Below are 24,530 nucleotides of genomic sequence, written 5' to 3'. Positions count from 1 at the left end.
CGCGCAGCACGTCCCGGATCACCGGCCCCGCCGAACCCGAGCCGCTCCACCACCCTCCGCGAAGACGCCGCCGCCACCACCGTCACCCTCCCGGCGGCCGACGCCGCGATCGGCACGGCGGCGAGGATCGCCGTGGACGCCCTGAGGGCGGACCGAACCCTCGGCAGGGCATGAGAAAGGCCCGCCTCCCCGAAGGGAAGCGGGCCCGACTCAGTCAGCCTTGATCAGCTCTGGTGACTCAGCTCCGGCGACTCAGTGCTCCTCGAAGAGGCTCGTCACCGAACCGTCCTCGAACACCTCACGCACGGCGGCCGCGATCGTCGGCGCGATCGACAGCACCGTGATCTTGTCCAGCTCCAGCGAGCTCGGCACCGGCAGCGTGTCCGTGAACACGAACTCGCTCACCTTCGAGTTCTTCAGGCGGTCGGCGGCAGGACCCGACAGGATGCCGTGCGTCGCCGTCACGATCACGTCCTCCGCACCGTGCGCGAACAGCGCCTCGGCCGCGGCGCAGATCGTGCCGCCCGTGTCCACCATGTCGTCCACCAGGACACAGACACGGCCACGGACGTCACCGACGACCTCGTGGACCGTCACCTGGTTGGCGACGTCCTTGTCACGACGCTTGTGCACGATCGCCAGCGGCGCGTCCAGCCGGTCGCACCAGCGGTCCGCCACCCGCACACGACCCGCGTCCGGGGACACGATCGTCAGCTTCGTACGGTCCACCTTGCTGCCCACGTAGTCCGCCAGGACCGGCAGCGCCGACAGGTGGTCCACCGGGCCGTCGAAGAAGCCCTGGATCTGGTCCGTGTGCAGGTCGACCGTGAGAATCCGGTCCGCACCCGCCGTCTTCAGCAGATCGGCGACCAGACGGGCCGAGATCGGCTCACGGCCACGGTGCTTCTTGTCCTGACGGGCGTAGCCGTACGACGGGATGATCACGGTGATGCTCCGCGCCGAAGCACGCTTCAGCGCATCGATCATGATCAGCTGCTCCATGATCCACTTGTTGATCGGAGCCGTGTGGCTCTGGATCAGGAAGCAGTCCGCGCCACGCGCCGACTCCTGGAAACGGACGTAGATCTCACCGTTCGCGAAGTCGAAGGCCTTGGTCGGCACGAGGCCGACACCCAGCTGGTGCGCGACCTCCTCGGCCAGCTCGGGGTGGGCGCGGCCGGAGAAGAGCATCAGCTTCTTCTCGCCGGTCGTCTTGATCCCGGTCACAGCACTGTCTCCTCAGACGTGTCTTCTGGTCGCGACCACCGCGCTCCCGTGCGGGTGAGCGAGCCAGCCGAATTTATGTGCACGTATCACGGTACGCCGAGTTCGACGCACCTGTTTCCGGTCAGCTTTCGCCGGCGGAGTCCTCGGTGGCCAGCTGAGCGGCCTGCGCCGCAGCGCTGCCGGGCCGCTTCCGGGCAACCCAACCCTCGATATTCCGCTGCTGGCCACGGGCGACGGCGAGCGAGCCCGCGGGCACGTCCTTCGTGATGACGGACCCGGCAGCGGTGTACGCACCGTCCCCGATCGTGATGGGTGCCACAAACATGTTGTCCGACCCGGTCCGGCAGTGCGACCCGATCGTCGTGTGGTGCTTCGCCTCACCGTCGTAGTTCACGAACACGCTCGCCGCGCCGATGTTCGTGTACTCACCGATCGTCGCGTCGCCCACGTACGACAGGTGCGGCACCTTCGTGCCCTCGCCGATCGTCGCGTTCTTCATCTCCACGTACGTTCCGGCCTTGGCCTTCAGCCCCAGGTTCGTCCCCGGACGCAGGTACGCGAACGGCCCCACAGACGCGCTCTCGCCGATCACGGCCGAGTCGGCGACCGTGTTGTCCACCCGGGCACCCTTGCCGACCGTCGTGTCCTTCAGCCGCGTGTTCGGACCGACCTCGGCGTCCTCACCGATGTGCGTCGCGCCGAGCAGCTGCGTACCCGGGTGGATGATCGCGTCCCGCTCGAACGTCACGGTGACGTCGACGAAGACGGAGGCCGGGTCGACCACGGTCACACCGGCCGTCATCGCCCGCTCGAGCAGCCGCTGGTTCAGCAGCGCACGCGCCTCCGACAGCTGCACCCGGTTGTTGATCCCCAGGATCTCCCGGTGGTCGCCCGCCACCGACGCGCCCACCCGGTGACCGGCCTCACGGAGGATCGACAGCACGTCGGTGAGGTACTCCTCGCCCTGGCTGTTGTCCGTCCGCACCTTGCCCAGCGCGTCCGCGAGCAGACGCCCGTCGAACGCGAACACCCCGGAGTTGATCTCCCGGATCGCCCGCTGCTCGTCGGAGGCGTCCTTGTGCTCCACGATCGCGGTCACGGCGCCCGAGGCGTCCCGCACGATGCGCCCGTAGCCGGTGGAGTCCGGCACCTCGGCGGTCAGCACGGTGACGGCGTTGCCGTCGGCGGCGTGCGTACCGGCCAGGGCCTTCAGGGTCTCCCCGGAGAGCAGCGGGGTGTCACCGCACACGACGACGACGGTCCCGTCGGGAGCCTGGCCCAGCTCTTCGAGTCCCATGCGAACGGCGTGACCGGTGCCGTTCTGCTCGTACTGGACGGCGGTGCGGGTACCGGCGTAGTGCGCGTCGAGATGCGCGGTGACCTGCTCACGGGCGTGCCCGACGACCACGACGAGGTGCTCGGGCTCCAGCTCACGCGCGGCGGACACGACGTGCCCGACAAGGGAACGTCCGGCGATTTCGTGCAGGACCTTGGGGGTCTTCGACTTCATGCGGGTGCCCTCACCCGCTGCGAGGACGACGACGGCGGCCGGGCGGTTGGCGCTCACGGGAATGCCCTTCGGCTTCGGGTGGTGGACACCCGCAGGATACCGGGGGGTACAGGGCCGGATATGAGTGCGGGTCCTGACGCAGAAAGTCAGGACCCGTGACAAGACGCTCCCCCGCCAGGACTCGAACCCGGACATAAGGCACCAAAAGCCTCAGTGCTGCCAATTACACCACAGGGGATGGAAACCGACTAAACCGGACATCTGGTCAGGTCGCCGGGCCAGCACCCCACACTATGCCGTACCAAGCCCCCTCCATGCGACGGTAGGGATCAGGGATCGACGCGTGTACGCGGTCGACGTGCGCCGCTCCCGGGGTCCGGCACTCTTCGGAAAATGGCTCGCGCCCGCCCGTACGCTGGAGGGCATGACCACAACGGGGGCACACCAGGACGCGACGGGCATGACGCCCGGCGGACTGTGGTGGTGGGGGAGACGGCGCAGCGCGGTGCTCGACATCGGGCTGGCCGCCGCGTCGGCGCTGGAGTGCGCGATCCAGGGGGTCGGTTTCGCCGGTCAGGCGGGGCTGCCGGTGCCCGTGGGGGTGCTGTTCGGGCTGATGGTCGGCTCGGTGCTGCTGGTGCGGCGCCGGTGGCCGATCGTCGTGGTCCTTGTGTCGATCTCCGTCACGCCCGCCGAGATGGGCTACCTGATGGGGATCGTCGGGCTGTACACGCTCGCCGCCTCCGAGGTGCCGCGCCGGATCACGGCGGCGCTCGCCGGTATGTCGACGGTCGCGGTCTTCGTCGTGACGATGGTGCGCGTGCGCCAGGACGTCGCCCAGGCCGATGCCGGCCAGCCGGATTTCGATGCCAGTGGCTGGTACGTCCCGGTCGTCGCGGTCTTTCTGACCCTGGGGCTGAACGCGCCGCCGGTGCTGTTCGGCCTGTACATAGGGGCGCGGCGGCGGCTGATGGAGAGTCTGCGGGAGCGGGCGGACAGCCTGGAGCAGGAGTTGTCCCTGCTCGCGGACCGTGCGGAGCAGCGGGCGCAGTGGGCGCGGCAGGAGGAGCGGACGCGGATCGCGCGGGAGATGCATGACGTGGTCGCGCACCGGGTGTCGTTGATGGTGGTGCACGCGGCGGCGTTGCAGGCGGTGGCGTTGAAGGATCCGCAGAAGGCGGTGAAGAACGCGGCGCTGGTCGGTGACATGGGGCGGCAGGCGCTGACGGAGCTGCGGGAGATGCTGGGGGTGCTGCGGGAGGGTGCCGCGGCGGAGGTGCCCGCGCCCGTGCCCCTGGCGGCGGTGGGGCGGGCTGCCGCGGCCGCGGCCGAGGCGGCGTCGGAGGACGGTCCGTGTCTGGACGCGCTGGAGGAGCTGGTCGAGCAGTCGCGGCAGGCGGGTGCGGTCGTTGAGCTGACGGTGCTCGGTGAGGCGCGTGCGTATGCGGCGGAGGTCGAGCGGACGGCGTACCGGGTGGTCCAGGAGGCGCTGACGAACGTGCACAAGCACGCGGCGGGCGCCAAGGTCGTGGTCCGGCTCGCGCATCGTGCGGCGGAGGTCGCGATGCAGGTGGAGAACGGTCCTTCCGACGCCGAGGCGGCGGACGCGCATCTGCCGAGCGGGGGCAACGGTCTGGTCGGTATGCGGGAGCGTGTGACGCGGCTGGGCGGGGTGTTCGTGTCGGGTCCGACGGACGGGGGCGGGTTCCGGGTGTCGGCGGTGCTGCCGGTGGGGGAGCGGGCGGCGTAGGCGTCGTGGCCCAGCCCGTGACCCGGCTGGACCGGCCTGGACCGGCCTGGACTGGCCTGGACCGGCCTGGACTGGCCTGGACCGGACTGGACCGGACTGGACCGGACTGAGCGGGCGGCCTGGGCGTGGCTCAGCCGGTGACCAGGCGCGTCGGCTGGGTTCCTGTGATGAGGGTCGACAGGGCCGCGTCGATGTCGCGGCCCAGGAACCAGTCGCCGGTGTGGTCCATGCAGTAGACCCGCCCTTCGAGGTCTATCGCGAGGACCGCCTGGTGTTCGCCTTCTTCGCCCAGGGGGGAGATCTCCGTGCCGAGTGCTCGGCCGAGGTCGGCGAAGGTGCGGGCCAGGTGGAGGCCGGCGAGGGGGTCGAAGCGGAGGGTGGCCGGGGCGATCTGGCGGCCCGCGCCGGGTGCGATGACCTGGAGGCCGCCGAATTCCGCCCATGCCTCGACGGCCGCGGGGAAGACGCTGAGCCGGTGCCCGCCGGGTGAGACGTGGGCGCGCAGGGCGTCGGCCCACTGTTCGGCGAGCTTTATGTCCCAGCGGCCGGGCTGCCATCCCGCCTCGCGGAGGGCGGCGTCGACGTTGACCGGGAAGCGGGTGGTGCTGAGGTGGTCGGGCATGGAGGTGCGGTCAGCCGTTCTCGACAGTCGAGGTGGGGTCGACGGTGCGGACACCGAAGTGCGCGAGCATCGCCGTACAGGAGCGGCAGGGCGCTGCGTAGCTGCCGTGCAGGGGGTCGCCGTCCTCCCGGATGCGGCGGGCGGTGAGTTTGGCCTGCTTGAGGGAGCGGCGCGCTTCGCTGTGGGTGAGGGGTTTGCGCTGGGCTCGCTTGGAGCGGCCGGTCTCGGTGGCGGTCAGGTGGCGGGAGAGCAGGATGGCTTCGGGGCAGCGTCCGGTGAAGCGTTCGCGCTGCCCGCTGGTGAGGGTGTCGAGGAAGTCCTGGACGAGTGGGTGCAGGGCGGGTGGCCGGTCGCCTCGGCCGGCGGTGCAGGTGAGGGTTTCGCCCCGCACGGAGAGCGCTGCGCCGACGGTGGGGAGGATGCCGTCGCGGCGGAAGCGCAGTAACGGGGCGGTGGTGGATTCGGTGCTGCTCCAGTTGAGGCGTGGGTCACCCTGCGTGGGCGTCGGTGCTGCGTACATGGTGCGTCTTCCCCTCCTGCAATCCCCCCGGAGTTGCTGGAACAGAGTGCCAAATGGGACGCCCTATGTGGAAGCGGGGTACTCGAACCCGCCGGTGGTGTGTCGTAACTATCGCCGGTGCGTCATCCGTTCGTGACAGTTGGTCACGCGCTGTGTTCATGGGGAGGATGGGGGGATCGGGCCGGGTCGCGGGCTTGTGGCACCGCATAGGCTGTGCGGAATCAGCCAGCAGCCAGCGCAGGGGGCAACCGCCATGACGACAGGTCGGCTCGGGCAGCACGCCGCGCCACCGAACGCGGCTTACGCCGGGCAGGTCGTGCATTTCCCGGACCCGGTCCGGGCTTCCCGGCATCCCCGAGGGGTGCGGGTGGACGAACACGGCTATCCGGACTTCTCGCCGTACGCCCGGGTCGCGGCGGAGATCGCGGACCCGCCGGAGGGCTTCGGCGTCGACGAGTTGCGGCTGACGGACTACGTGTCGGCGAACGCGGCGCTCGCCGCGACCGGCCACGAGCTGTGGGACACGATTCCGGCGGTGGCGACCCCGCACGGCTGGACGTGGCATCACGTGGCGGGCGGCCGGCGGATGGAGTTGGTCCCGGTCGAGGTGAAGGCGCTGCTGCGGCACCACGGCGGGGTGGCGACGGCGGCTGTCGACCACGGCAAGCGCGGTACGCGTCCGCTGCAGGAGACCCGGCCGGCCCACTTCGGTCTGCCGAAGGGCCTGGTGTCGGTGTCCGAGCAGCAACTGCTCGGGGTGGAGGAGGACTTGGGGTACCGCCTACCGGGCGCGTACCGCTCCTTCCTGAAGGCGGCGGGTGGCTGCGCGCCGGTGGGCGCGGCGCTGGACGCGGAGCTGGGGCTGCTGTTCGACCAGCCGTTCTTCACGGTCCGCGAGGAGGCGGGGGTCAATGACCTCGTCTACGTCAACAAGTGTCTGCGCGACCATCTGACCAAGGACTATCTGGGTGTCGCGTTCGCCCAGGGCGGGATCCTGGCGGTGAAGGTGAAGGGCGACCGGATCGGGACGGTGTGGTTCTGCGGGTACGACGACGCGCGCGACGCCGGTGAGACGGCGGCGGCGTGGAGCGTGGGCGAGCGCGCGGAGCGGCTGCTGCAGCCGTGCGGCGAGGACTTCGACGCGTTCCTGCAGCGTCTCGCGGGCAATCCGCCGGAGCTGGAGACGGTGGCGAACCTGATGGTGGACGGCGGCTTCGCGCGCGCTGTGCCCGTGGTCCCGGTGGGGGAGTGAACTGGCTGTGGTGACGTTCGCGCAGGCGCAGGAGCGCGCCGAGGAGTGGATCAACGGCGATGTGCCCGGCTACCAGCACCGTGAGGTGCGGGTCCGGGAGTTCGGGCTCGGGTTCGTGGTCTGGGCGGAGGACCGCGAGGGCGGCCCGATCTCGGACGGCGGCCGTCAGCGCCTTGTCATCGCCCGGGACAGCGGCGAGGTGACGCTGTGGCCGGGGCTGCCGGTGGGTGAGGTGATCCGGCGGTACGAGGAGGAGTACGGCACGGTCGAGGACGAGCCGGGCGCGGGCGCGCCGCCGGCGCCGCCCGAGCGGGTTGATCTGAACGCGACGTCGTTCCTGTTGAGCCCGCCGGAGTGGCTGCAGGACGCGGCGGACAAGCTGGGGCTGCCGCCGAGGGGCCCGAACGCGTCTCAGGCGGGCGGGAGTTCGACGAGCGGTGAGGCTACGGGTGACGGTTCGCCTTCGCCCTCGCCCTCGGAGCCGGTGCCTGGTGCGTCGGAGGGGCGGCCGGTCGACTACGAGCCGACGGCTTCCGACGGCGTGCCTGCCGAGACCCCTGCTCCGGTCCCGGCCCCTGCTTCGGCTCCAGCCCCTGCTCCGGTTCCGAGTCCGGCTCCGGCTGCCGCGCCGGTGGCCGCGAGCCCGTGGGCGGACGCCAACGCGAGTTCGGGCGGGGCGGACGGCTCCGTACCGCTGCCGGCGACCGTCTTCGCGCCGCCGCTCTCGGGCGCGGACGACGACGACACGCCGCTGCCGATCGTGGGTGCGGACGCCCCGACGGCCCTGATGGCGGGTGGCAGCGCGCTCCCGCCGACGGCGATCGCTCAGGCCCTGGACCCGAACGCCCCGCCGCCGGGCGGCGCGTCGCTCGGATCCGGTGTCGCGGTGCCACCGCCCGGTACGCCGACGCCACCGCCCGCCGCCCCGCCCGCTCCGGGGACGCCGACGCCGCCGCCGGCGCTGGGTGTGCCGGGGGCCGGGGACATCGCGGACGCCGCGACCAGCAAGGCGGCGCTGCCGCCGCGCGGTGCGCGCGGGGGCGGGGGCAGCACCCCTCCGCCGCCGCAGGCCCCGGGGGTGCCCGGTGCGCCCGCGGGCGGTTACGTACGGACGCAGCTGGTGTCGCAGCTCGGCCCCGACGGCCCCCAGCCTCCCGGCCCGCCGGGAGCTCCGGGTGCGCCGGGTGCCCCCGGTGCGCCGACGCCTCCCGGTCCTCCCGGGCCTCCCGGTCCTCCCGGGCCTCCCGCGCCTCCCGGTCCGGCCACGCCGCCGCAGCCCGTGCACCAGGCGGCGACCATGCTCGCGCACCCGAGCCAGGGCGGCCCCGGTGCGCCGGTGCCCCCGCCCGCGCCGCCCGGCATGCCCGGCGCTCCCGGTGCACCCGGCGCGCCCGGTGGGTCGGACGGTGCCGGCGTCGCGCACGCGGCGACGATGCTCGCGCACCCCGGCCCCGGCGGGATCGCCCCGCCCGGCCCCCCTGGCGCACCTGGCGCTCCCGGTGCTCCCGGGGCCCCTGGCGCGCCCGGTACTCCGCCCGGTGGGGTGCACCACGCGGCGACGATGCTGGCGCAGCCGGGCCCGGGTGGGCCGCCGGCTCCGCCGGGGCCGCCGCCGTCCGTGCAGGGTGCGCCGCAGGCGCCGCCCGCGTACGGGTATCCGCAGCAGCCGACCGGTCAGCCGACCGTCGGCCCCGGCTACCAGGCCGTGCTGCGCTACCGCGCGCCGGACGGTTCCGAGGCGCAGATCATCCGGCGGTCCGCTCCCGGTACTCCGCACCCCGAGTGGCAGATCCTGCACGAGCTGCGCGCGATGAACGTGCCGCCGCAGCAGGTCCTTGAGCTGCACACGGAGCTGGAGTCCTGTGAGCTGCCGGGTGGCTACTGCGCGCGGATGATCCGGGAGACGTGGCCGCAGGCGCGGATCACCAACATCGCTCCGTACGGCAGGGATCACGCGGGCCGTCAGCAGGGCATGCGGCAACTCCTGACGCACCAGGGGGAGTTGCACCAGGTCGCGGACGGCCCGGCGCGCCCCGCGCCGGTGCGGGCGCCGCTGCCGCAGGTGCAGCCGGCGCCGCCGATCCCGCCGGACGGGATCGCGCAGGAGATGGCGGGCGCGTTCGGGCCCGGTATCTGCCGGTTCGACCAGCGGGCGGTGTCGCGGCAGGGCGTGCCGGAGGTCGTGGCGCTGACGCTCGTCTGGGCGGGTCTTCCGGCCGACTTCAGTCCGTTCTTCTGGGCGCAGCCGGCCCAGCCGGTGGTGCCGACGCTCGCGGAGCTGGCGGCGCAGCGGCAGATCCAGCCGGCGTCGGACGCGGGCTCGTACCTCGTGATCGGTTCGGACTTCGGACGGGCGATCTGCGTCCAGTACGGGACCGCGCACATCGTCGCCGTACCGGTCGAGGCCGGTCCGGGCGGTGCGCCGGTGCCGCCGCAGTTCGTGAACAGCGGGCTGCCGGAGTTCGCGCGGTCGATGGCGCTGCTGGGGCGGATGTGGCGGCTGCGGTTCGGGCTCAACCCGGAGCAGGCGGGCCGCTGGACGGTCGACTTCCAGGCGCAGTTGGCGATGCTGGACCCGGCGGCGCTCGCGTCGCCGGAGAACTGGTGGTCGGTGCTCCTGGAGCAGATGTGGGACGGCCTGCTGTAGGCCCCTGCAGGCCGACCGTAGGCCATATGTGACGAAAGGCGCCCGGCGTGGAGGACACGTCGGGCGCCTTTCGTCATGTCCGATGCCGCATCCTTGGCATATGAGCGATTAGGGCTCATATGGCCATGAGGGAAGGGGCGTCAGGGATGGATTTCGCCGTCGGACGGGGGCGCGGCTACCGCCCCGCGCAGGTCGATCGTCACCTGGCCGCGCTCTCCGACGAACGGGACGCGGCGTGGGAGCGGGCGGCCCGGCTGACGGTGCTCGCGAAGGAGATGGGGGCGGAGGCGGCCCGGCTGCGGGCGGCGGTCGAGGCGCTGGCGCCGCAGCGGTACGAGTCGCTGGGCGAGGGGGCGCGGCGGATCCTCGAACTCGCTGAGGCGGAGGACGAGCGTCTGGTGCGGGCGGCGGAGGCCGAGGCGCAGTCCCTCGCCGGGGCGGCCGAGGAGGCGGCGGGTTCTGCGGCGGAGGCGGCCCGGGCGTACGCGGAGGGGGTGCGGACGGAGGCGGAGGACGCGGCCCGCGCGACCCTCGAAGTGGCGGGCGCGGAGGCCGAGGCGCTGCGCGTCGAGGCCCGCGAGGAGGCGGGGGAGCAGCGGGCGCAGGCCCGGGCCGCCGTCGAGGAGACGTCCCGCAGGGGCGCGGCGCTGCTGGAGAAGCAGCGTGCGCAGCAGGCGGTCGTACGGGAGAAGGCCGAGCGCACGGCGCTGTCCCGGGCGGAGGAACAGGACGCCCACCACGAGGAACTCGTCGCCGCCGCGCACGCCCGCCTCGCGGAGGCCGAACGCGACCTCGCGCGCACGGAGGAACGGGCCCGCCGCGACCAGCAGGACGCCGAGACGAGGGCGGCGGACCTCCTGGCCGAGGCCCGTGCCAGGGGCGAGCGGACGGAACGCGCGACGGAACGCGTGCTGCGGGAACACGACGAGGCCCGCGAGGAGATCCACGCCCACATGGAACACATCCGCGCCTCGCTGGCGGGGCTGACGGGGAGGGTGGGAGGGAACCCCGCACAGGAGGAGTCGGCGCCTGGACCGGAACAGGGCCCGGAGACGGAGTAAGGAGTCGGGCGACCGGTGACAGGGCGGCCAGGGACCGTCACACGGAATCGGATCGCGCGCTGCTGCCCGACGACCCCGCGGCCGGCCGTCCCGCGGTCCCCCGGGCCGCCTGGGGGCGCGGGGGACGGGCACGTTAGCCTCCCTCCTCTAGGGGAGGAAGTACTTGAAGCACGTACGCATACCCGGCCGCCGTCTCGCGGCCGTCGCTGTCACCGTCGTCCTCGCCGCCACGGGCGGCACGCTCACCGCACTCCCGGCCGTGGCCGCGCCGACCGCCACACAGGAGGACCCGCGGCAGACCACCGTGGCGTTCCCGCTCCAGGCGGACGTCGTCGGCGCGGGGCCGAGCGGCTTCCTGTCGAAGACCCGCGGCGACGCGCCCGAGTTCCGCTGGACCCGGTACGCGGACGGCTCGTCGACCGTGCTGCCCGGCGCCGCCGCCGCCGGTGGCGGGGCGGACCTCGTCGTCACCGGTAACCGGGCTCTGTTGTCCGTCAGTTCGGTGATCCGGGTCCACAACGTGTCGAAACCCGCCGTGACGTCGGTGGAGATCGACCTCGACGCGCTCGGCGGCTACGACTACTCGGGTCTGGCCGGCGACACCCTGCTCCTCGGGAAGTACGAGGGCGGCTACCACGTGCAGTACGCCGCCACGCTCGACGAGGCCGTGCTCGCCGGCGGCACGCCGAAGCTCCGCAAGCTGGTCGGCGGGCCCCTCGTCGACTGCGACGCGGCCGATGAGGCATGGACCGATACCGCCTCCGCGCTCTACGACTGCCGGATCGGCGAGACGCGGGGGCCCGCCAAGATCCACGTCGATCTCGCCACGGGGGCGGCGTCCTGGCATGTCCAGGAAAGGGACCAGTGGGCGTGGGACGGCGCCGTCTCCGCCACCCACGTGGCCTGGCGCGAGGCGCGGCTGGGGGGCGACGGGATCGTCGCCTTCCGACGTGGCGGGGCCGAGCGGTGGATCGCGGACGCCGAAGCCGATGTGCAGGACCCGCTGTACCTGGTCGGTGGCTGGGTGGCGACCGGCCAGAAGGCCCACATCGACGCGTCCACGTACGCCGACGGCGCGCCGAACCCGACGAAGCGGCCGTTCACCGTTCAGTCGATCGAGACGGGGGAGAAGGCCGTCCTCCTCACCGCGTTCTCCTCCGCCGTCGCCGGCCCCGACGGCACCCTCCTGGTGCGCGGCGGCACCCCCGAGCAGGGCGAGGGCCTCTACCGGATCTCGCCGCGCGCCGACGGCGGAAAGCCGGTCGTCGAACGGGTCGCGTCCACCGGGCAGTCGACCGTCGTCACCCTCACCGGATCCGCCACCCCGACCACGCTCACCGGCGACCAGGTCGCGCGCGGGGTCGACTTCAGCTGGGACCTGTCCCGGGCGGACAGCAGGGTGTGGCTGACCCTGACCCACGTCCGCAGCGGGAAGACGGTGTACGAAGGGTGGCCCGTCCCGAACGGCGCCGCCGCCGGGACACCGCGCCGGATCACCTGGCACTGGGACGGCAAGGACCTGGAGGGCCGGGACTGGGGGAGCCCCGCCGCCAACGGCGCGTACGAGTGGAAGCTCACCGCCCGCCCGGACGAGGGCATCGGTCCCGAGCTGGTCTCCACCGGCCGGTTCACCGTGACCCGGCCCGCCGCTCCGCACGACTACAACGACGACGGTACGGCCGACCTTCTCGTCCGGGACGCCGGCGGTGTGCTGTGGCGCTTCGGTACCCGGCCCACCGCGCCGGGCGGATCGCTGACGGACACCGGCGGCTCCCGGGTCGGCGGTGGCTGGGGGATCTACGACCGGCTCGTGTCCGTCGGAAACGTGGCGGGGGGTTCCGAGCCCGACAGCGTCGCCCGCGACCGCTCCGGCGCGCTCTGGCTGTACCGGGGCACCGGCGACCGGAACGCGCCGCTCGCCGGCCGGACGTCGATCGGCGGCGGTTGGCAGGTCTACGACCGGATCACCGGCGGCAGCGATGTCACCGGCGACGGGCGGTCCGACGTCCTCGCCTCCGACAAGTCCGGTGCGCTGTGGCTCTATCCGGGTACCGGGAACGCCAACGCCCCCTTCTCCGCCCGCAAGAAGATCGGCGGCGGCTGGGGGATCTACAACGAGGTCACCGCCATCGGCAACCTCGCCGGCGCTCCTGCAGGAGACCTCCTCGCCCGCGACAAGGCCGGGGTGCTCTGGCTGTACCTCGGCAAGGGTGACGGCACCTTCGCCGCCCGGACCCGGGTCGGTTCCGGCTGGGGTACCTTCACCGGGCTCACCGCCGTCGGTGACGCCAACGGCGACGGACGCGCCGACCTCGTCGCCTGGAACGGTGACGAGACCTTCTACGCGGGTACGGGCGACTGGCGGGCCCCCTTCAAGCCGGGCGCCCGGGTGAGCCTGACGCAGGACTCGTCCTACGGCACCGTCTTCTAGCCGCTGCCACTCGTACGCGAGAGAGCCCTGCCGTCCGAGCCGGACGGCAGGGCTCTTCGGCTAGGCCACCCAGATCACGAGGCCGACCGCGATCGAGCACATCGCGAGACCGGTGACGAGCGCGCGGGCCGGGACGGACAGGCGGCGGACGGGGGGCGTGCAGAGCAGGATGACCGGTACGGCCGCGATGGCGAGGCATATCGGCGCCCAGTGCAGCGGGATCCCCTCGGTCGGCCCCGTGTCCGCCGTCGCCCACAGCGCCAGGAACCCCAGACCCGAGAGCAGCAGGAGGGCGACCGCCCACAGTACGGCCGCCAGCACGGCGACGCCGGTCCCGCGAGGGGACGGCGTCGGGCGGGCGGGGCCGTAGAGCGTCGTGTACGTGTCGGGGGTCATGGCCGGTTCCTATCGGGTGAGGTGACCTCATCTTCGAGGCCGGGGCGCCGCCCGGGCATGGGCGCCCATGCTCATCTCCGGGCGGGCACGTACTCAGGCCGGCCCGGCCTACTGCTCCTTGTGTTCCTTCAGGACCGGGAAGCGTCGTGGTGCCAGGGTGAGGAGGGCCAGGAGGGCGAGGGCGGCCGCTGCCGCGGCGCCCAGGTAGACGTAGTCGACGGCCGCGTCGACCGCGTGGCGGAGGGTGTCGTCGGCGTTGTCCAGGGCGTGGGCGAGGCTGTCCAGGTCGGTGTCGGCGCCCAGGCGGGCGGCGAGGACGCCGTTGGCGAGGGCGCCGAAGAGGGCGGCGCCCACGCTCTGGCCGACCTGGCGGCAGAAGAGGACGGACGCGGTCGTCGTGCCGCGCTCCTCGTAGGGGACGGTCGACTGGACCCCGACGATGAGCGGGAGTTGGAAGAGGCCGAGCGCGCCGCCGAGCAGGAGCATCAGGAGGGCCGGCTGCCAGGGTTCCCCGGGGAAGGGCAGGAAGGGGAAGGCGAGCAGGACGAGCAGGGCGAGGGTGATGCCGATGACGGCGGTGAGCCGGAAGCCGATGCGGTTGTAGACCCGGTTGGAGAAGGCGGCCGAGATGGGCCAGCTGAGGGTCATCGCGGAGAGGACGAAGCCGGCGGCTATCGGACCCAGGCCCAGGACGGCCTGGGCGTAGGTGGGCAGGAAGACGGTGGGGGCGACCATCAGCAGGCCGAGTGCGCCCATGGCGAGGTTGACGGCGGAGATCGTGCGGCGGCGCCAGATCCAGCCGGGGATGATCGGTTCGGCGGCCCGTCGTTCGATGAGGACGGTCACTCCGGCGAGGGCCAGTGCGCCGCCGAAGAGGCCGAGGGACGGGGCGGAGAGCCAGGGCCAGGCGATGCCGCCCTGGACGAGGGCGGTGAGCAGGAGGGTTCCGGTCGCGAAGATGGCGAGCGCGCCCGCCCAGTCGACGGACACCTTCCGGCGCCCCTCGACCGGGCCTTCCTGGGCTGCGCGGTGGGGTTCCACGAGGTGACGGGCGATCAGCCAGAGGGCCAGCAGGCCGACCGGCAGGTTGATCAGGAAGATCCAGCGCCAGTCGGCGTAGCCGGCGAGGAGGCCGCCCGCCGCCGGGCCTGCCACGGAGGCCGTGGCCCAGACCGAGGAGAGCTTCGCCTGGATCTTCGGGCGTTCCTTCAGGGGGTACAGGTCCGCCGCGATGGTCTGGATCGTGCCCTGGAGCGCGCCGCCGCCGAGGCCCTGGACGACCCGGAAGGCGATCAGTGAGCCCATGTTCCAGGCCGCCGCGCACAGCAGGGAGCCGACGAGGAAGAGGATCGTTCCGGCGATCAGGACGGGCTTGCGGCCGAAGGTGTCGGAGAGCTTTCCGTAGACCGGCAGGGTGACGGTGACGGCGAGCAGGTAGCCGGAGAAGAGCCAGGAGAAGACGGACAGTCCGCCGAGGTCGCCGACGATCTGCGGTACGGCGGTCGAGACGACGGTGCCGTCGAGCGCGGCCAGCGCCATCCCGAGCATCAGCGCCGCGACGACCGGGCCGCGCCCGCGCGGGGCCGTCGCCGCTGCCGCCGTCTGCCGCGTGGTCGTGCGTGACACCCCGGCCTCCATCCGATGGGTCGTACATCTAGTTACGTCGGACCAGCCTCCCACTCGAACCTCGGGTGGAGAACCCCTAGGGGTCCCTCCCCCGTAGAGGGCAGGGGTCGTTCGTCCCGGCGGAGGAGGAGACCGGGCCCGCCCGTCCTTACCTTGGTCTTACGGAAAACCCCAGGGCGAAGAGTGCGCCAGGCACCAGTGCTCGCCCGCCCCGTTGCTCGCAGACTCGTTCTCGGAGTCCCTCCCCTCCTCTCCCCATCCCATCGGCCCGGGCGACCGCCAGGCACCTGCCCAGACATAGGAGACATACCGTGACTTCGGCTGTGACCATCCCCCAGTACGGGGACGATGAGAAAGGTGCGGCGCGGAGCGCCTCGATGGGGGGCGGTGGTCGGGCGGCGGGCGGGAAGACGGCCGTCGCCGCGCGGGCGCGGCAGGTCGTCAAGGCGTACGGCGCCGGTGAGACGCGGGTCGTCGCCCTCGACCACGTGGACGTGGACATCGCCCGCGGGCGGTTCACCGCGATCATGGGCCCCTCGGGCTCCGGCAAATCGACCCTGATGCACTGCCTCGCCGGGCTCGACACCGTCACCAGCGGCCAGATCTTCCTGGACGAGACCGAGATCACCGGTCTGAAGGACAAGCGGCTCACCCAACTGCGCCGCGACCGGATCGGCTTCATCTTCCAGGCGTTCAACCTGCTGCCGACGCTCAACGCCCTGGAGAACATCACTCTGCCCATGGACATCGCAGGGCGGAAGGCGGACCAGGCCTGGCTCGACCGGGTCGTCTCCACCGTCGGGCTCGCCGACCGGCTGAAGCACCGGCCGACCCAGCTCTCCGGCGGCCAGCAGCAGCGCGTCGCCGTGGCCCGTGCCCTCGCCGCGCGCCCCGAGATCATCTTCGGCGACGAGCCGACCGGCAACCTGGACTCCCGTGCCGGGGCCGAAGTCCTCGGCTTCCTGCGGCAGTCGGTGGACGAGCTGGGCCAGACCATCGTGATGGTCACCCACGACCCGGTGGCCGCCAGCCACGCCGACCGGGTCCTCTACCTCGCGGACGGCCGGATCGTGGACGAGATGCACCGGCCCACCGCCGAGATGGTCCTCGACCGGATGAAGGACTTCGACGCCCGGGGGCGCACGTCATGACCGTGCTCAAGACCTCGCTGCGCAACTTCCTCGCGCACAAGGGCCGCATGGCGCTCTCCGCCGTCGCCGTCCTGCTGTCCGTGGCGTTTGTCAGTGGAACCCTCGTTTTCACGGACACCATGAATGCCACGTTCGACAAGCTCTTCTCGGCGACCGCCGCCGATGTGACCGTCAGTCCGAAGGACGCCGCGACCGGCGACGAGATGCCTCAGTCCGGCCGTCCCGAGACGCTGCCGGCCTCGGCCGTCGGCAAGGTCGCCGCGGCGGAGGGCGTCACCTCCGCCGAGGGCAAGGTCATCTCGCTGAGCGTGACCGTCGCCGACGCGCACAACAACAACCTCGGCTCCTCCACCGGAGCCCCCACCATCGCCGTCAACTGGAGCCCCAGGGAACTGCGTTCCATGGAGATCACCTCCGGTCACGCCCCGCGCGGACCGACCGAGGCGCTCCTGGACGCCGGTACGGCCGAGAAGCACAAGCTGAAGATCGGCGACGAGCTGCGCACGATCGCGGTGACCGGTGACTTCACCACCCGTATCTCCGGCATCGCCTCCTTCAAGGTCACCAACCCCGGCGCCACCGTCGTCTACTTCGACACCGCCACCGCGCAGCGCCAACTCCTCGGCAGGACCGACGCGTTCACCAACATCGAGGTGACGGCCGCGCCCGGCTTCAGCCACGAGCAGGTGAAGAAGAACGTCTCCGCCGCGGTGGGCGGCCAGTACAAGCTGCTCACCCAGGCCGAGTCCGCCGACGAGGGCCGCAAGGACGTCGAGGGCTTCCTCACCCCGATGAAGTACGCGATGCTCGGCTTCGCCGGGATCGCCCTGCTCGTCGGCATCTTCCTGATCGTCAACACCTTCTCCATGCTGGTCGCCCAGCGCACCCGCGAGATCGGCCTGATGCGGGCCATCGGCTCCAGCCGCAGCCAGGTCAACCGCTCGGTGCTCGTCGAGGCGCTGCTGCTCGGTGTCGTCGGCTCGATCACGGGCGTCGCGGCGGGCGTCGGAGTCGCGGTCGGTCTGATGAAGCTGATGTCCGCGATGGGCATGGAGCTGTCCACCGGCGACCTGACGGTGAAGTGGACGACCCCGGCCGTCGGTCTCGTCCTCGGCGTGGTCGTCACCCTCCTCGCCGCGTACATCCCGGCCCGGCGGGCCGGCAAGGTCTCCCCGATGGCCGCCCTGCGCGACGCCGGCACCCCCGCCGACGGCAGGGCCGGGCGGGTCAGGGCCGGGCTCGGCCTGCTGCTCACGGTGGGCGGCGCGGCCGCGCTCTGGGTGTCGACGCGGGCGGAGGAGGCCGGTCCGGGCGCGCTCTGGCTCGGGGTCGGGGTGGTCCTCTCCCTGGTCGGCTTCATCGTCGTCGGGCCGCTGCTCGCGGGCGGGCTCGTCCGGGTCCTCGGCGCCGTCGTCCTGCGGGTCTTCGGCCCGGTGGGGCGGATGGCGGAGCGGAACGCGCTGCGCAACCCGCGCCGTACGGGGGCGACCGGCGCCGCCCTGATGATCGGTCTCGCGCTGGTGGCGTGCCTGTCGGTGGTCGGCTCGTCGATGGTGGCCTCGGCCACCGACGAACTGGACCGTTCGGTGGGCGCGGACTTCATCGTGCAGTCCGCGAACGGGCAGCCGATCGTGCCGCAGGCGCAGGCGGCGCTGGAGAAGACGCCCGGCCTGCGGCACGTGACGGAGTACACCTGGGTCGAGGCGACGATCACCGACCCGAAGGGCAAGCCGGTCGAGAAGGGCCTGGTCGCAGCCGAGCCGAGTTACGCGGAGGACCTGCGGCGCGACACGACGGCCGGTGAGCTGACCGCCGCGTACGGCGCGAACGCGATGTCGGTGGGCAGCGACTACGCCACCGAGCACGGGGTGAAGGTCGGCGACGAGCTGACCGTCGCCTTCAAGGGCGGCGATCGCGCGAAGCTGCGGGTCGCGGCGATCACCTCGGACGAGAACAACGTCGACAAGGGCGTGATGTACACGAACCTGACGACGGCGGAGAAGTACCTGCCGGCCGAGCGGGTGCCGCAGAGCATGATCCTGTTCGCGACGGCGCAGGACGGCAAGGAGACCGAGGCGTACGCGGCGCTGAAGGACGCGCTGGCGGCGTACCCGCAGTACAAGGTGCAGAACCAGGCTGACTACAAGCAGGACCTGAAGGACCAGGTCGGCCAGCTGCTCAACATCGTGTACGGCCTGCTGGCGCTCGCGATCATCGTCGCGGTCCTCGGTGTGGTGAACACGCTGGCGCTCTCGGTGGTCGAGCGGACCCGGGAGATCGGCCTGATGCGGGCGATCGGCCTCTCGCGGCGGCAGCTGCGCCGCATGATCCGCCTGGAGTCGGTGGTCATCGCCCTCTTCGGCGCGCTGCTCGGCCTGGCCCTGGGCATGGGCTGGGGCACCTCGGCCCAGCAGCTCCTCGCCCTGGAGGGCCTGGAGGTCCTGGAGATCCCCTGGCCGACGATCCTGACGGTCTTCGTCGCCTCGGCCTTCGTGGGCCTCTTCGCGGCCCTGGTCCCGGCGTTCCGCGCGGGCCGGATGAACGTCCTGAACGCGATCGCGAGCGAGTAGCGAGCGGTTCGCGAACGGGCGGAGGTACGGGGGTACCTACGGCCCCGGTGGGTATCCGCCGGGGCCGTGAGCCTGTCTGGCGGCGGCGTCGCGCTCAGACGGTGAGCACGGGCACGTCGTACAGCGGGATGTACTTGTCCCGGGTGACGAGGGTCAGCCCCTCGATCTGGGCTTGAGCGCTCCGCTCGGTGGGATCACCTTCGCGATCGGCTCCCCGGACTTGGTAATGATCACCTCGTGGCCGGCAGCGACCAGTTCGAGGATCTTGTCGAAGTGGCTCTCGACCTCGTGCACGTCGTAGAGCAGGGCTGCTTCCAATGGGGCTCCCATGGCTGGGCGGATTGTTCGCCAGGCCAGCGATAGCTGGGTTGGCGCGCGGGATGCCAGTCGCTTCACCCACCCGAGTGAAGGCGATCCCCCGCGCCCGGGTGTCGCCCACGTCGTAGGCTGGGGGAGCCCCCGGACGCTCCGCGTGCCGGGACCACCCGGCCCGTGCGACGTGTCGGGCTGTTCGCGTTGCCCCGCCCTGCCCGCCCCCGTAGTCAACCCGGGATGGAAAGCTCCATGAGCCTGCACGGTCTGCTCGATGTCGTCGTCAAGGACGGCGCCCTCGCCGAAGCGGTCAAGGCCGCCTCCGACGGCCGCCGCACGCACGTGGACCTGGTCGGCCCGCCCGCCGCCCGGCCCTTCGCGGTGGCCGCGCTCGCGCGGGACGCCGGGCGGACCGTGCTCGCCGTCACCGCGACCGGGCGGGAGGCGGAGGACCTGGCCGCCGCCCTGCGCAGCCTCCTCGACCCCGACACGGTCGTCGACTACCCCTCCTGGGAGACCCTCCCGCACGAGCGGCTCTCGCCCCGCTCCGACACCGTCGGCCGCCGCCTCGCCGTGCTTCGCCGCCTCGCTCACCCCTCCGTCGACGACCCGGCCGCAGGCCCCGTCTCCGTCGTCGTCGCCCCCGTGCGCTCCGTGCTCCAGCCGCAGGTCAAGGGCCTCGGCGACCTGGAGCCGGTCGCCCTGCGCACCGGGCAGAGCGCGGACCTGAACGAGATCGTCGAGGGCCTCGCGGCCGCCGCGTACTCCCGTGTCGAGCTGGTCGAGAAGCGCGGCGAGTTCGCCGTGCGCGGCGGCATCCTGGACGTCTTCCCGCCCACCGAGGAGCACCCGCTGCGGATCGAGTTCTGGGGCGACGACGTCGAGGAGATCCGCTACTTCAAGGTCGCCGACCAGCGCTCCCTCGAAGTCGCCGAGCACGGCCTGTGGGCCCCGCCCTGCCGGGAGCTGCTCCTCACCGACGAGGTGAAGGGTCGGGCCGCCGCGCTCGCCGAGGAGCACCCGGAGCTGGGCGAACTGCTCGGCAAGATCGCCGAGGGGATCGCGGTCGAGGGCATGGAGTCCCTCGCGCCCGTCCTCGTCGACGACATGGAGCTGCTCCTCGACGTCATGCCGAAGGGCTCGATGGCCGTCGTGTGCGACCCCGAGCGGGTCCGTACCCGGGCCGCCGACCTCGTCGCCACCAGCCAGGAGTTCCTCCAGGCGTCCTGGGCGGCTACCGCGGGCGGCGGCGAGGCGCCCATCGACGTCGGCGCGGCCTCCCTGTGGGGGATCGCCGACGTCCGCGACCGGGCCCGCGAACTCGACATGATGTGGTGGTCGGTCTCCCCGTTCGCCGCCGATGCGGCGGACCACGACGACGACACCCTCAAGCTCGGCATGCACGCCCCCGAGACCTACCGCGGCGACACCGCCCGCGCGCTCGCCGACACCAAGGGCTGGCTGGCCGACGGCTGGCGCACGGTCTACGTCACCGAGGCGCACGGCCCGGCGACCCGCACCGTCGAGGTCCTCGGCGGCGAGGGCATCGCCGCCCGCCTCGACGCCGACCTCGCGGACGTATCGCCGTCCGTCGTGCACGTGGCGACCGGCTCCATCGACTACGGCTTCGTCGACCCGGCGCTCAAGCTCGCCGTCCTCACCGAGACCGACCTGTCCGGCCAGAAGGCGGCCGGCAAGGACGGCCAGCGGATGCCGGCCAAGCGCCGCAAGACCATCGACCCGCTGACCCTGGAGGTCGGCGACTACATCGTGCACGAGCAGCACGGCGTCGGCCGGTACGTCGAGATGGTCCAGCGGACCGTGCAGGGCGCCACCCGCGAGTACCTCCTCGTCGAGTACGCCCCCGCCAAGCGCGGCCAGCCCGGCGACCGCCTCTACATCCCCACCGACCAGCTGGAGCAGGTCACGAAGTACGTCGGCGGCGAGGCGCCGACCCTGCACCGGCTCGGCGGCGCGGACTGGACGAAGACCAAGGCGCGGGCGAAGAAGGCCGTCAAGGAGATCGCCGCCGACCTGATCAAGCTGTACTCGGCCCGGATGGCGGCCCCCGGCCACGCCTTCGGCCCCGACACCCCCTGGCAGCGCGAGCTGGAGGACGCCTTCCCGTACGCGGAGACGCCCGACCAGCTGTCCACCATCGCCGAGGTGAAGGAGGACATGGAGAAGACGGTCCCGATGGACCGGCTGATCTGCGGCGACGTCGGCTACGGCAAGACGGAGATCGCGGTCCGCGCCGCCTTCAAGGCCGTCCAGGACGGCAAGCAGGTCGCGGTCCTGGTCCCCACCACGCTGCTCGTGCAGCAGCACTTCGGGACGTTCTCCGAGCGGTACGCGCAGTTCCCCGTCGTCACCCGCGCGCTCTCCCGCTTCCAGACGGAGACCGAGTCGAAGGCGACGATGGAGGGGCTGAAGGACGGCTCGGTCGACATCGTCATCGGCACCCACCGGCTCTTCTCCTCCGAGACCAGGTTCAAGGACCTGGGCCTGGTCATCGTCGACGAGGAGCAGCGCTTCGGCGTCGAGCACAAGGAGCAGCTGAAGAAGCTCCGCGCCAACGTAGACGTCCTCACCATGTCCGCCACCCCCATCCCCCGTACGCTCGAAATGGCGGTCACCGGCATCCGCGAGATGTCGACGATCACCACCCCGCCCGAGGAGCGGCACCCGGTCCTCACCTTCGTCGGGCCGTACGAGGAGAAGCAGATCGGCGCGGCCATCCGGCGTGAACTGCTGCGCGAGGGCCAGGTCTTCTACATCCACAACCGGGTCGAGTCCATCGACCGGGCGGCGGCTCGGCTGCGCGAGATCGTCCCCGAGGCGCGGATCGCGACCGCGCACGGGCAGATGAGCGAGAGCGCCCTGGAGCAGGTCGTGGTCGACTTCTGGGAGAAGAAGTTCGACGTGCTGGTGTCGACGACGATCGTCGAGTCCGGCATCGACATCTCCAACGCCAACACCCTGATCGTGGAGCGCGGCGACAACTTCGGCCTCTCGCAGCTGCACCAGCTGCGCGGCCGCGTCGGCCGTGGCCGCGAGCGCGGCTACGCCTACTTCCTGTACCCGCCGGAGAAGCCGCTGACCGAGACCGCGCACGAGCGGCTCGCGACGATCGCCCAGCACACCGAGATGGGCGCGGGCATGTACGTGGCCATGAAGGACCTGGAGATCCGCGGCGCGGGCAACCTGCTGGGCGGCGAGCAGTCCGGTCACATCGCGGGCGTCGGCTTCGACCTGTACGTACGGATGGTGGGCGAGGCGGTCGCCGACTACCGCGCCTCCCTGGAGGGCGGGGTCGAGGAGGAGCCGCCGCTGGAGGTCAAGATCGAGCTGCCGGTCGACGCGCACGTCCCGCACGACTACGCGCCGGGCGAGCGGCTGCGCCTGCAGGCGTACCGGGCCATCGCCTCCGCCAACACGGAGGAGGACATCAAGGCGGTACGGGAGGAACTCACCGACCGCTACGGCAAGTTGCCCGAGCCGGTCGAGAACCTGCTCCTGGTCGCAGGCCTGCGGATGCTGGCCCGCGCCTGTGGGGTCGGTGAGATCGTCCTCCAGGGCCCGAACATCCGCTTCGCGCCGGTGGAGCTGCGGGAGTCGCAGGAGCTGCGGCTCAAGCGCCTCTACCCGCGTACGGTCATCAAGCCGGCCGTCCACCAGATCCTGGTGCCCCGCCCGACCAGCGGGAAGATCGGCGGCAAGCCGGTCGTCGGGCGCGAACTGCTCGCGTGGACCGGCGAGTTCCTCACGACGATCCTGGGGTCGTAGCGTGCGGGTCCGGGGCCGGCCGTGCGGCCGGCCCCGGGTTCCTGGTTCCTACAGCTCGTCGAGGTCCAGCGCCTGCGCCATCGCGCGGTAGCCGGCGTCGCCCGGGTGGAGGTGGTCGCCCGAGTCGTAGGCGGGCAGGATGCGGTCCGGGTCGGCCGGGTCGGCGACCGCGCGGTCGAAGTCGACCACGGCGTCGTACGCGCCCGAGGTGCGCACCCAGTGGTTGAAGGCGTCCCGCTTGGCCTCGACCTCCGGGGTGTCGTAGAAGGAGCCCTTGACCGGGGTCAGGGTGGAGCCGACGACCTTGATGCCCTTGGCGTGGGCCTGCCGGATCAGCTCGCGGTGGCCCGCGATGAGCCGCTCGACGGAGACCTCGGGGGTGGGGGTGGCGAAGTCGCTGGGGAGGCTGCCGCCGAAGTCGTTGATGCCTTCGAGGAGGACGACCGTGCGGACGTTCGGCTCGGTCAGGACGTCCTCCTTGAACCGGGCGATGCCCTTCTCGCCCGCCCAGGTCGTGTCGTTGGTGACCTGGTTGCCGCCGATGCCGTGGTTGAGGACGGAGCGCGGCTTCCCGGCGGCGGCGAAGCGCTCGGCCAGCTCGTCGGGGTAGCGGTTGTCCGCGTCGGGACCGGCGCCGACGCCGTCGGTGATCGAGTCGCCGAAGGTCACGATCCCGTCCCGGCGCGGGGCCTTCCCGCCGGTCACCTCGACACCCGAGAGGTAGTACCAGGACGAGCTGGTCTCCGTGAACGCCGTCCCGGCGCGGTCGGAGCGGTGGTCCCCGTCGGCGCGGTAGCTGGTGGCGGAGGCGAAGTGGTGGAAGGTGGCGGGGCCGGTGGGCGCGGCCAGGTAGAGGGTGACGGTCACCGACTCCAGCGCCTGGACCGTGAACGGCACGCCGTCGCTGTACGCGGTCCCGCCGGCCGGGATCGTCAGCGAGCGGCCCTTGCCGAAGGTCAGCTGCCGTACCGAACCGGGCTTCACGGAGGCGCCCTTGTCGGTACGGGCGACGGTCGCGCCGGTGATCCGCAGCGGGGTGGTGCCGTACCGGTTGGACAGCTCGATCCTGGCCTTGGTGCCGCCGGTGGTGACCCGGACGACCTGACGGACGGTCTGGTTCGAGAAGCCCTCCGTGGCCCAGTTGGGACCGAAGGGTGCGGCCGGGGCCTGCGGCGAGGTGGCCCAGGCGCCGCGCCACTGCGATCCGCCGTGCCGGTGCTCGGTGGCCGTGGCGGTGCCGGCGAGGGGGAGCGCGGTCAGGGCGGCGGTCAGCGCGGCGGCGGTCAGGGTGGCAACGGCGGTGCGGCGTATGGGCGTTGTGAAAGGCGTGATCGTCGTCATGCACGTGATCAAGCGGAGTTCGGCTCCGCTTATTCCCCGTCACGGGGTGTGCGTCGACTGTGTGTCAGATGGCGGACGCGCGGTGGGCGCCGGCCGCCAGGCGTGCGCCGGCCGCCGGGCGTGCGCCGGCCGCCGGGCGTGCGCCGGCCGCCGGGCGCGCGTCCCGATGTCCGCCCCGATGTCCGCCCGGACGTGCGTCGGGCGCGGGGGGGGGGGGGGGGGGGGCCCCCCCCCCCGCCCCCCCCCGGCCCGGGGAGCCCGCGGGGGCCCCGCGGGGGGGGGGGGGGGGCCCCGCGGGGTGGGTGGTAACCGCCGCCGCCGGGTGGGC

The 24,530-nt window shown here is 72.4% G+C and carries 16 protein-coding genes and 1 tRNA gene; 8 read left to right on the top strand and 9 right to left on the bottom strand.

Features of this window, described 5'->3' with window-relative positions; genetic code table 11:
* Positions 1-252 precede the first annotated feature (252 nt).
* The 3 genes from ACF09C_RS34295 to ACF09C_RS34285 form a co-directional block, all read right to left on the bottom strand.
* On the bottom strand, positions 253-1,227 hold the full coding sequence (locus ACF09C_RS34295) for a ribose-phosphate diphosphokinase (protein WP_362427136.1): 975 nt from the start codon (positions 1,225-1,227) through the stop codon (positions 253-255).
* Between the two features lie 121 nt (positions 1,228-1,348).
* Positions 1,349-2,794 (bottom strand): bifunctional UDP-N-acetylglucosamine diphosphorylase/glucosamine-1-phosphate N-acetyltransferase GlmU, encoded by a 1,446-nt coding sequence (gene glmU / locus ACF09C_RS34290; protein WP_392097189.1) that lies wholly within the window; start codon positions 2,792-2,794, stop codon positions 1,349-1,351.
* Positions 2,795-2,903: 109 nt separating this feature from the next.
* A tRNA-Gln gene (locus tag ACF09C_RS34285) sits at positions 2,904-2,975 on the bottom strand.
* A gap of 186 nt (positions 2,976-3,161) precedes the next feature.
* Here ACF09C_RS34285 and ACF09C_RS34280 point away from each other — a divergent pair.
* Positions 3,162-4,487: a sensor histidine kinase gene (locus tag ACF09C_RS34280; protein ID WP_392097187.1), complete on the top strand. Its 1,326-nt coding sequence runs from the start codon at positions 3,162-3,164 to the stop codon at positions 4,485-4,487.
* Between the two features lie 130 nt (positions 4,488-4,617).
* On the opposite strand, the gene ACF09C_RS34275 is transcribed toward ACF09C_RS34280, so the two are convergent.
* On the bottom strand, positions 4,618-5,109 hold the full coding sequence (locus ACF09C_RS34275) for an SUKH-3 domain-containing protein (RefSeq protein ID WP_392097185.1): 492 nt from the start codon (positions 5,107-5,109) through the stop codon (positions 4,618-4,620).
* A 10-nt stretch (positions 5,110-5,119) separates the two neighbouring features.
* Positions 5,120-5,629, bottom strand: coding sequence for a YwqJ-related putative deaminase (locus ACF09C_RS34270; RefSeq protein ID WP_392097184.1), 510 nt, complete (start codon positions 5,627-5,629; stop codon positions 5,120-5,122).
* A 253-nt stretch (positions 5,630-5,882) separates the two neighbouring features.
* Here ACF09C_RS34270 and ACF09C_RS34265 point away from each other — a divergent pair, with 253 nt between their 5' ends.
* From ACF09C_RS34265 to ACF09C_RS34250, 4 genes are all read left to right on the top strand, one after another.
* Positions 5,883-6,881: an SMI1/KNR4 family protein gene (locus ACF09C_RS34265; protein ID WP_392097183.1), complete on the top strand. Its 999-nt coding sequence runs from the start codon at positions 5,883-5,885 to the stop codon at positions 6,879-6,881.
* A gap of 7 nt (positions 6,882-6,888) precedes the next feature.
* A complete protein-coding gene (locus ACF09C_RS34260) occupies positions 6,889-9,528 on the top strand; it encodes an SUKH-4 family immunity protein (RefSeq protein WP_392097182.1) in 2,640 nt (879 codons plus the stop codon).
* Positions 9,529-9,674: 146 nt separating this feature from the next.
* On the top strand, positions 9,675-10,589 hold the full coding sequence (locus ACF09C_RS34255) for a cellulose-binding protein (protein ID WP_392097181.1): 915 nt from the start codon (positions 9,675-9,677) through the stop codon (positions 10,587-10,589).
* A gap of 163 nt (positions 10,590-10,752) precedes the next feature.
* Positions 10,753-13,020, top strand: coding sequence for an FG-GAP-like repeat-containing protein (locus ACF09C_RS34250; RefSeq protein WP_392097180.1), 2,268 nt, complete (start codon positions 10,753-10,755; stop codon positions 13,018-13,020).
* 60 nt (positions 13,021-13,080) lie between these two features.
* On the opposite strand, the gene ACF09C_RS34245 is transcribed toward ACF09C_RS34250, so the two are convergent.
* Together ACF09C_RS34245 and ACF09C_RS34240 are read right to left on the bottom strand one after the other, a co-directional pair.
* Positions 13,081-13,416: a hypothetical protein gene (locus tag ACF09C_RS34245; RefSeq protein ID WP_392097178.1), complete on the bottom strand. Its 336-nt coding sequence runs from the start codon at positions 13,414-13,416 to the stop codon at positions 13,081-13,083.
* Between the two features lie 108 nt (positions 13,417-13,524).
* On the bottom strand, positions 13,525-15,054 hold the full coding sequence (locus tag ACF09C_RS34240; RefSeq protein WP_392097176.1) for an MFS transporter: 1,530 nt from the start codon (positions 15,052-15,054) through the stop codon (positions 13,525-13,527).
* 299 nt (positions 15,055-15,353) lie between these two features.
* Here ACF09C_RS34240 and ACF09C_RS34235 point away from each other — a divergent pair, with 299 nt between their 5' ends.
* Together ACF09C_RS34235 and ACF09C_RS34230 are read left to right on the top strand one after the other, a co-directional pair.
* Complete coding sequence (locus ACF09C_RS34235; protein WP_392097174.1) at positions 15,354-16,193, top strand: ABC transporter ATP-binding protein; 840 nt, start codon at positions 15,354-15,356, stop codon at positions 16,191-16,193.
* Positions 16,190-18,763, top strand: a complete 2,574-nt coding sequence (locus tag ACF09C_RS34230; RefSeq protein WP_392097172.1) for an ABC transporter permease — start codon at positions 16,190-16,192, stop codon at positions 18,761-18,763. The genes ACF09C_RS34235 and ACF09C_RS34230 overlap by 4 nt, the downstream gene beginning before the upstream one ends.
* Positions 18,764-18,916: 153 nt before the next feature.
* On the opposite strand, the gene ACF09C_RS34225 is transcribed toward ACF09C_RS34230, so the two are convergent.
* Positions 18,917-19,093, bottom strand: coding sequence for a type II toxin-antitoxin system Phd/YefM family antitoxin (locus tag ACF09C_RS34225; RefSeq protein WP_392097171.1), 177 nt, complete (start codon positions 19,091-19,093; stop codon positions 18,917-18,919).
* A 234-nt stretch (positions 19,094-19,327) separates the two neighbouring features.
* Between ACF09C_RS34225 and mfd the strand changes: the two genes are divergently transcribed.
* Positions 19,328-22,861 carry a transcription-repair coupling factor gene (mfd, locus tag ACF09C_RS34220; RefSeq protein WP_392097169.1) on the top strand — a complete coding sequence of 1,178 codons (3,534 nt, stop codon included), beginning with the start codon at positions 19,328-19,330 and terminating at the stop codon, positions 22,859-22,861.
* A 48-nt stretch (positions 22,862-22,909) separates the two neighbouring features.
* Here the strand turns inward: mfd and ACF09C_RS34215 are convergent, their stop codons facing one another.
* Entirely contained in the window at positions 22,910-24,202 is a 1,293-nt protein-coding gene (locus ACF09C_RS34215) for an SGNH/GDSL hydrolase family protein (RefSeq protein ID WP_392097167.1), read from the bottom strand.
* Positions 24,203-24,530 lie beyond the last annotated feature (328 nt).

The organism is Streptomyces sp. NPDC014870 (assembly GCF_043081505.1).
Taxonomy (GTDB): Bacteria; Actinomycetota; Actinomycetes; order Streptomycetales; family Streptomycetaceae; genus Streptomyces.
This window is presented reverse-complemented; position numbering and strand designations above follow the sequence as displayed.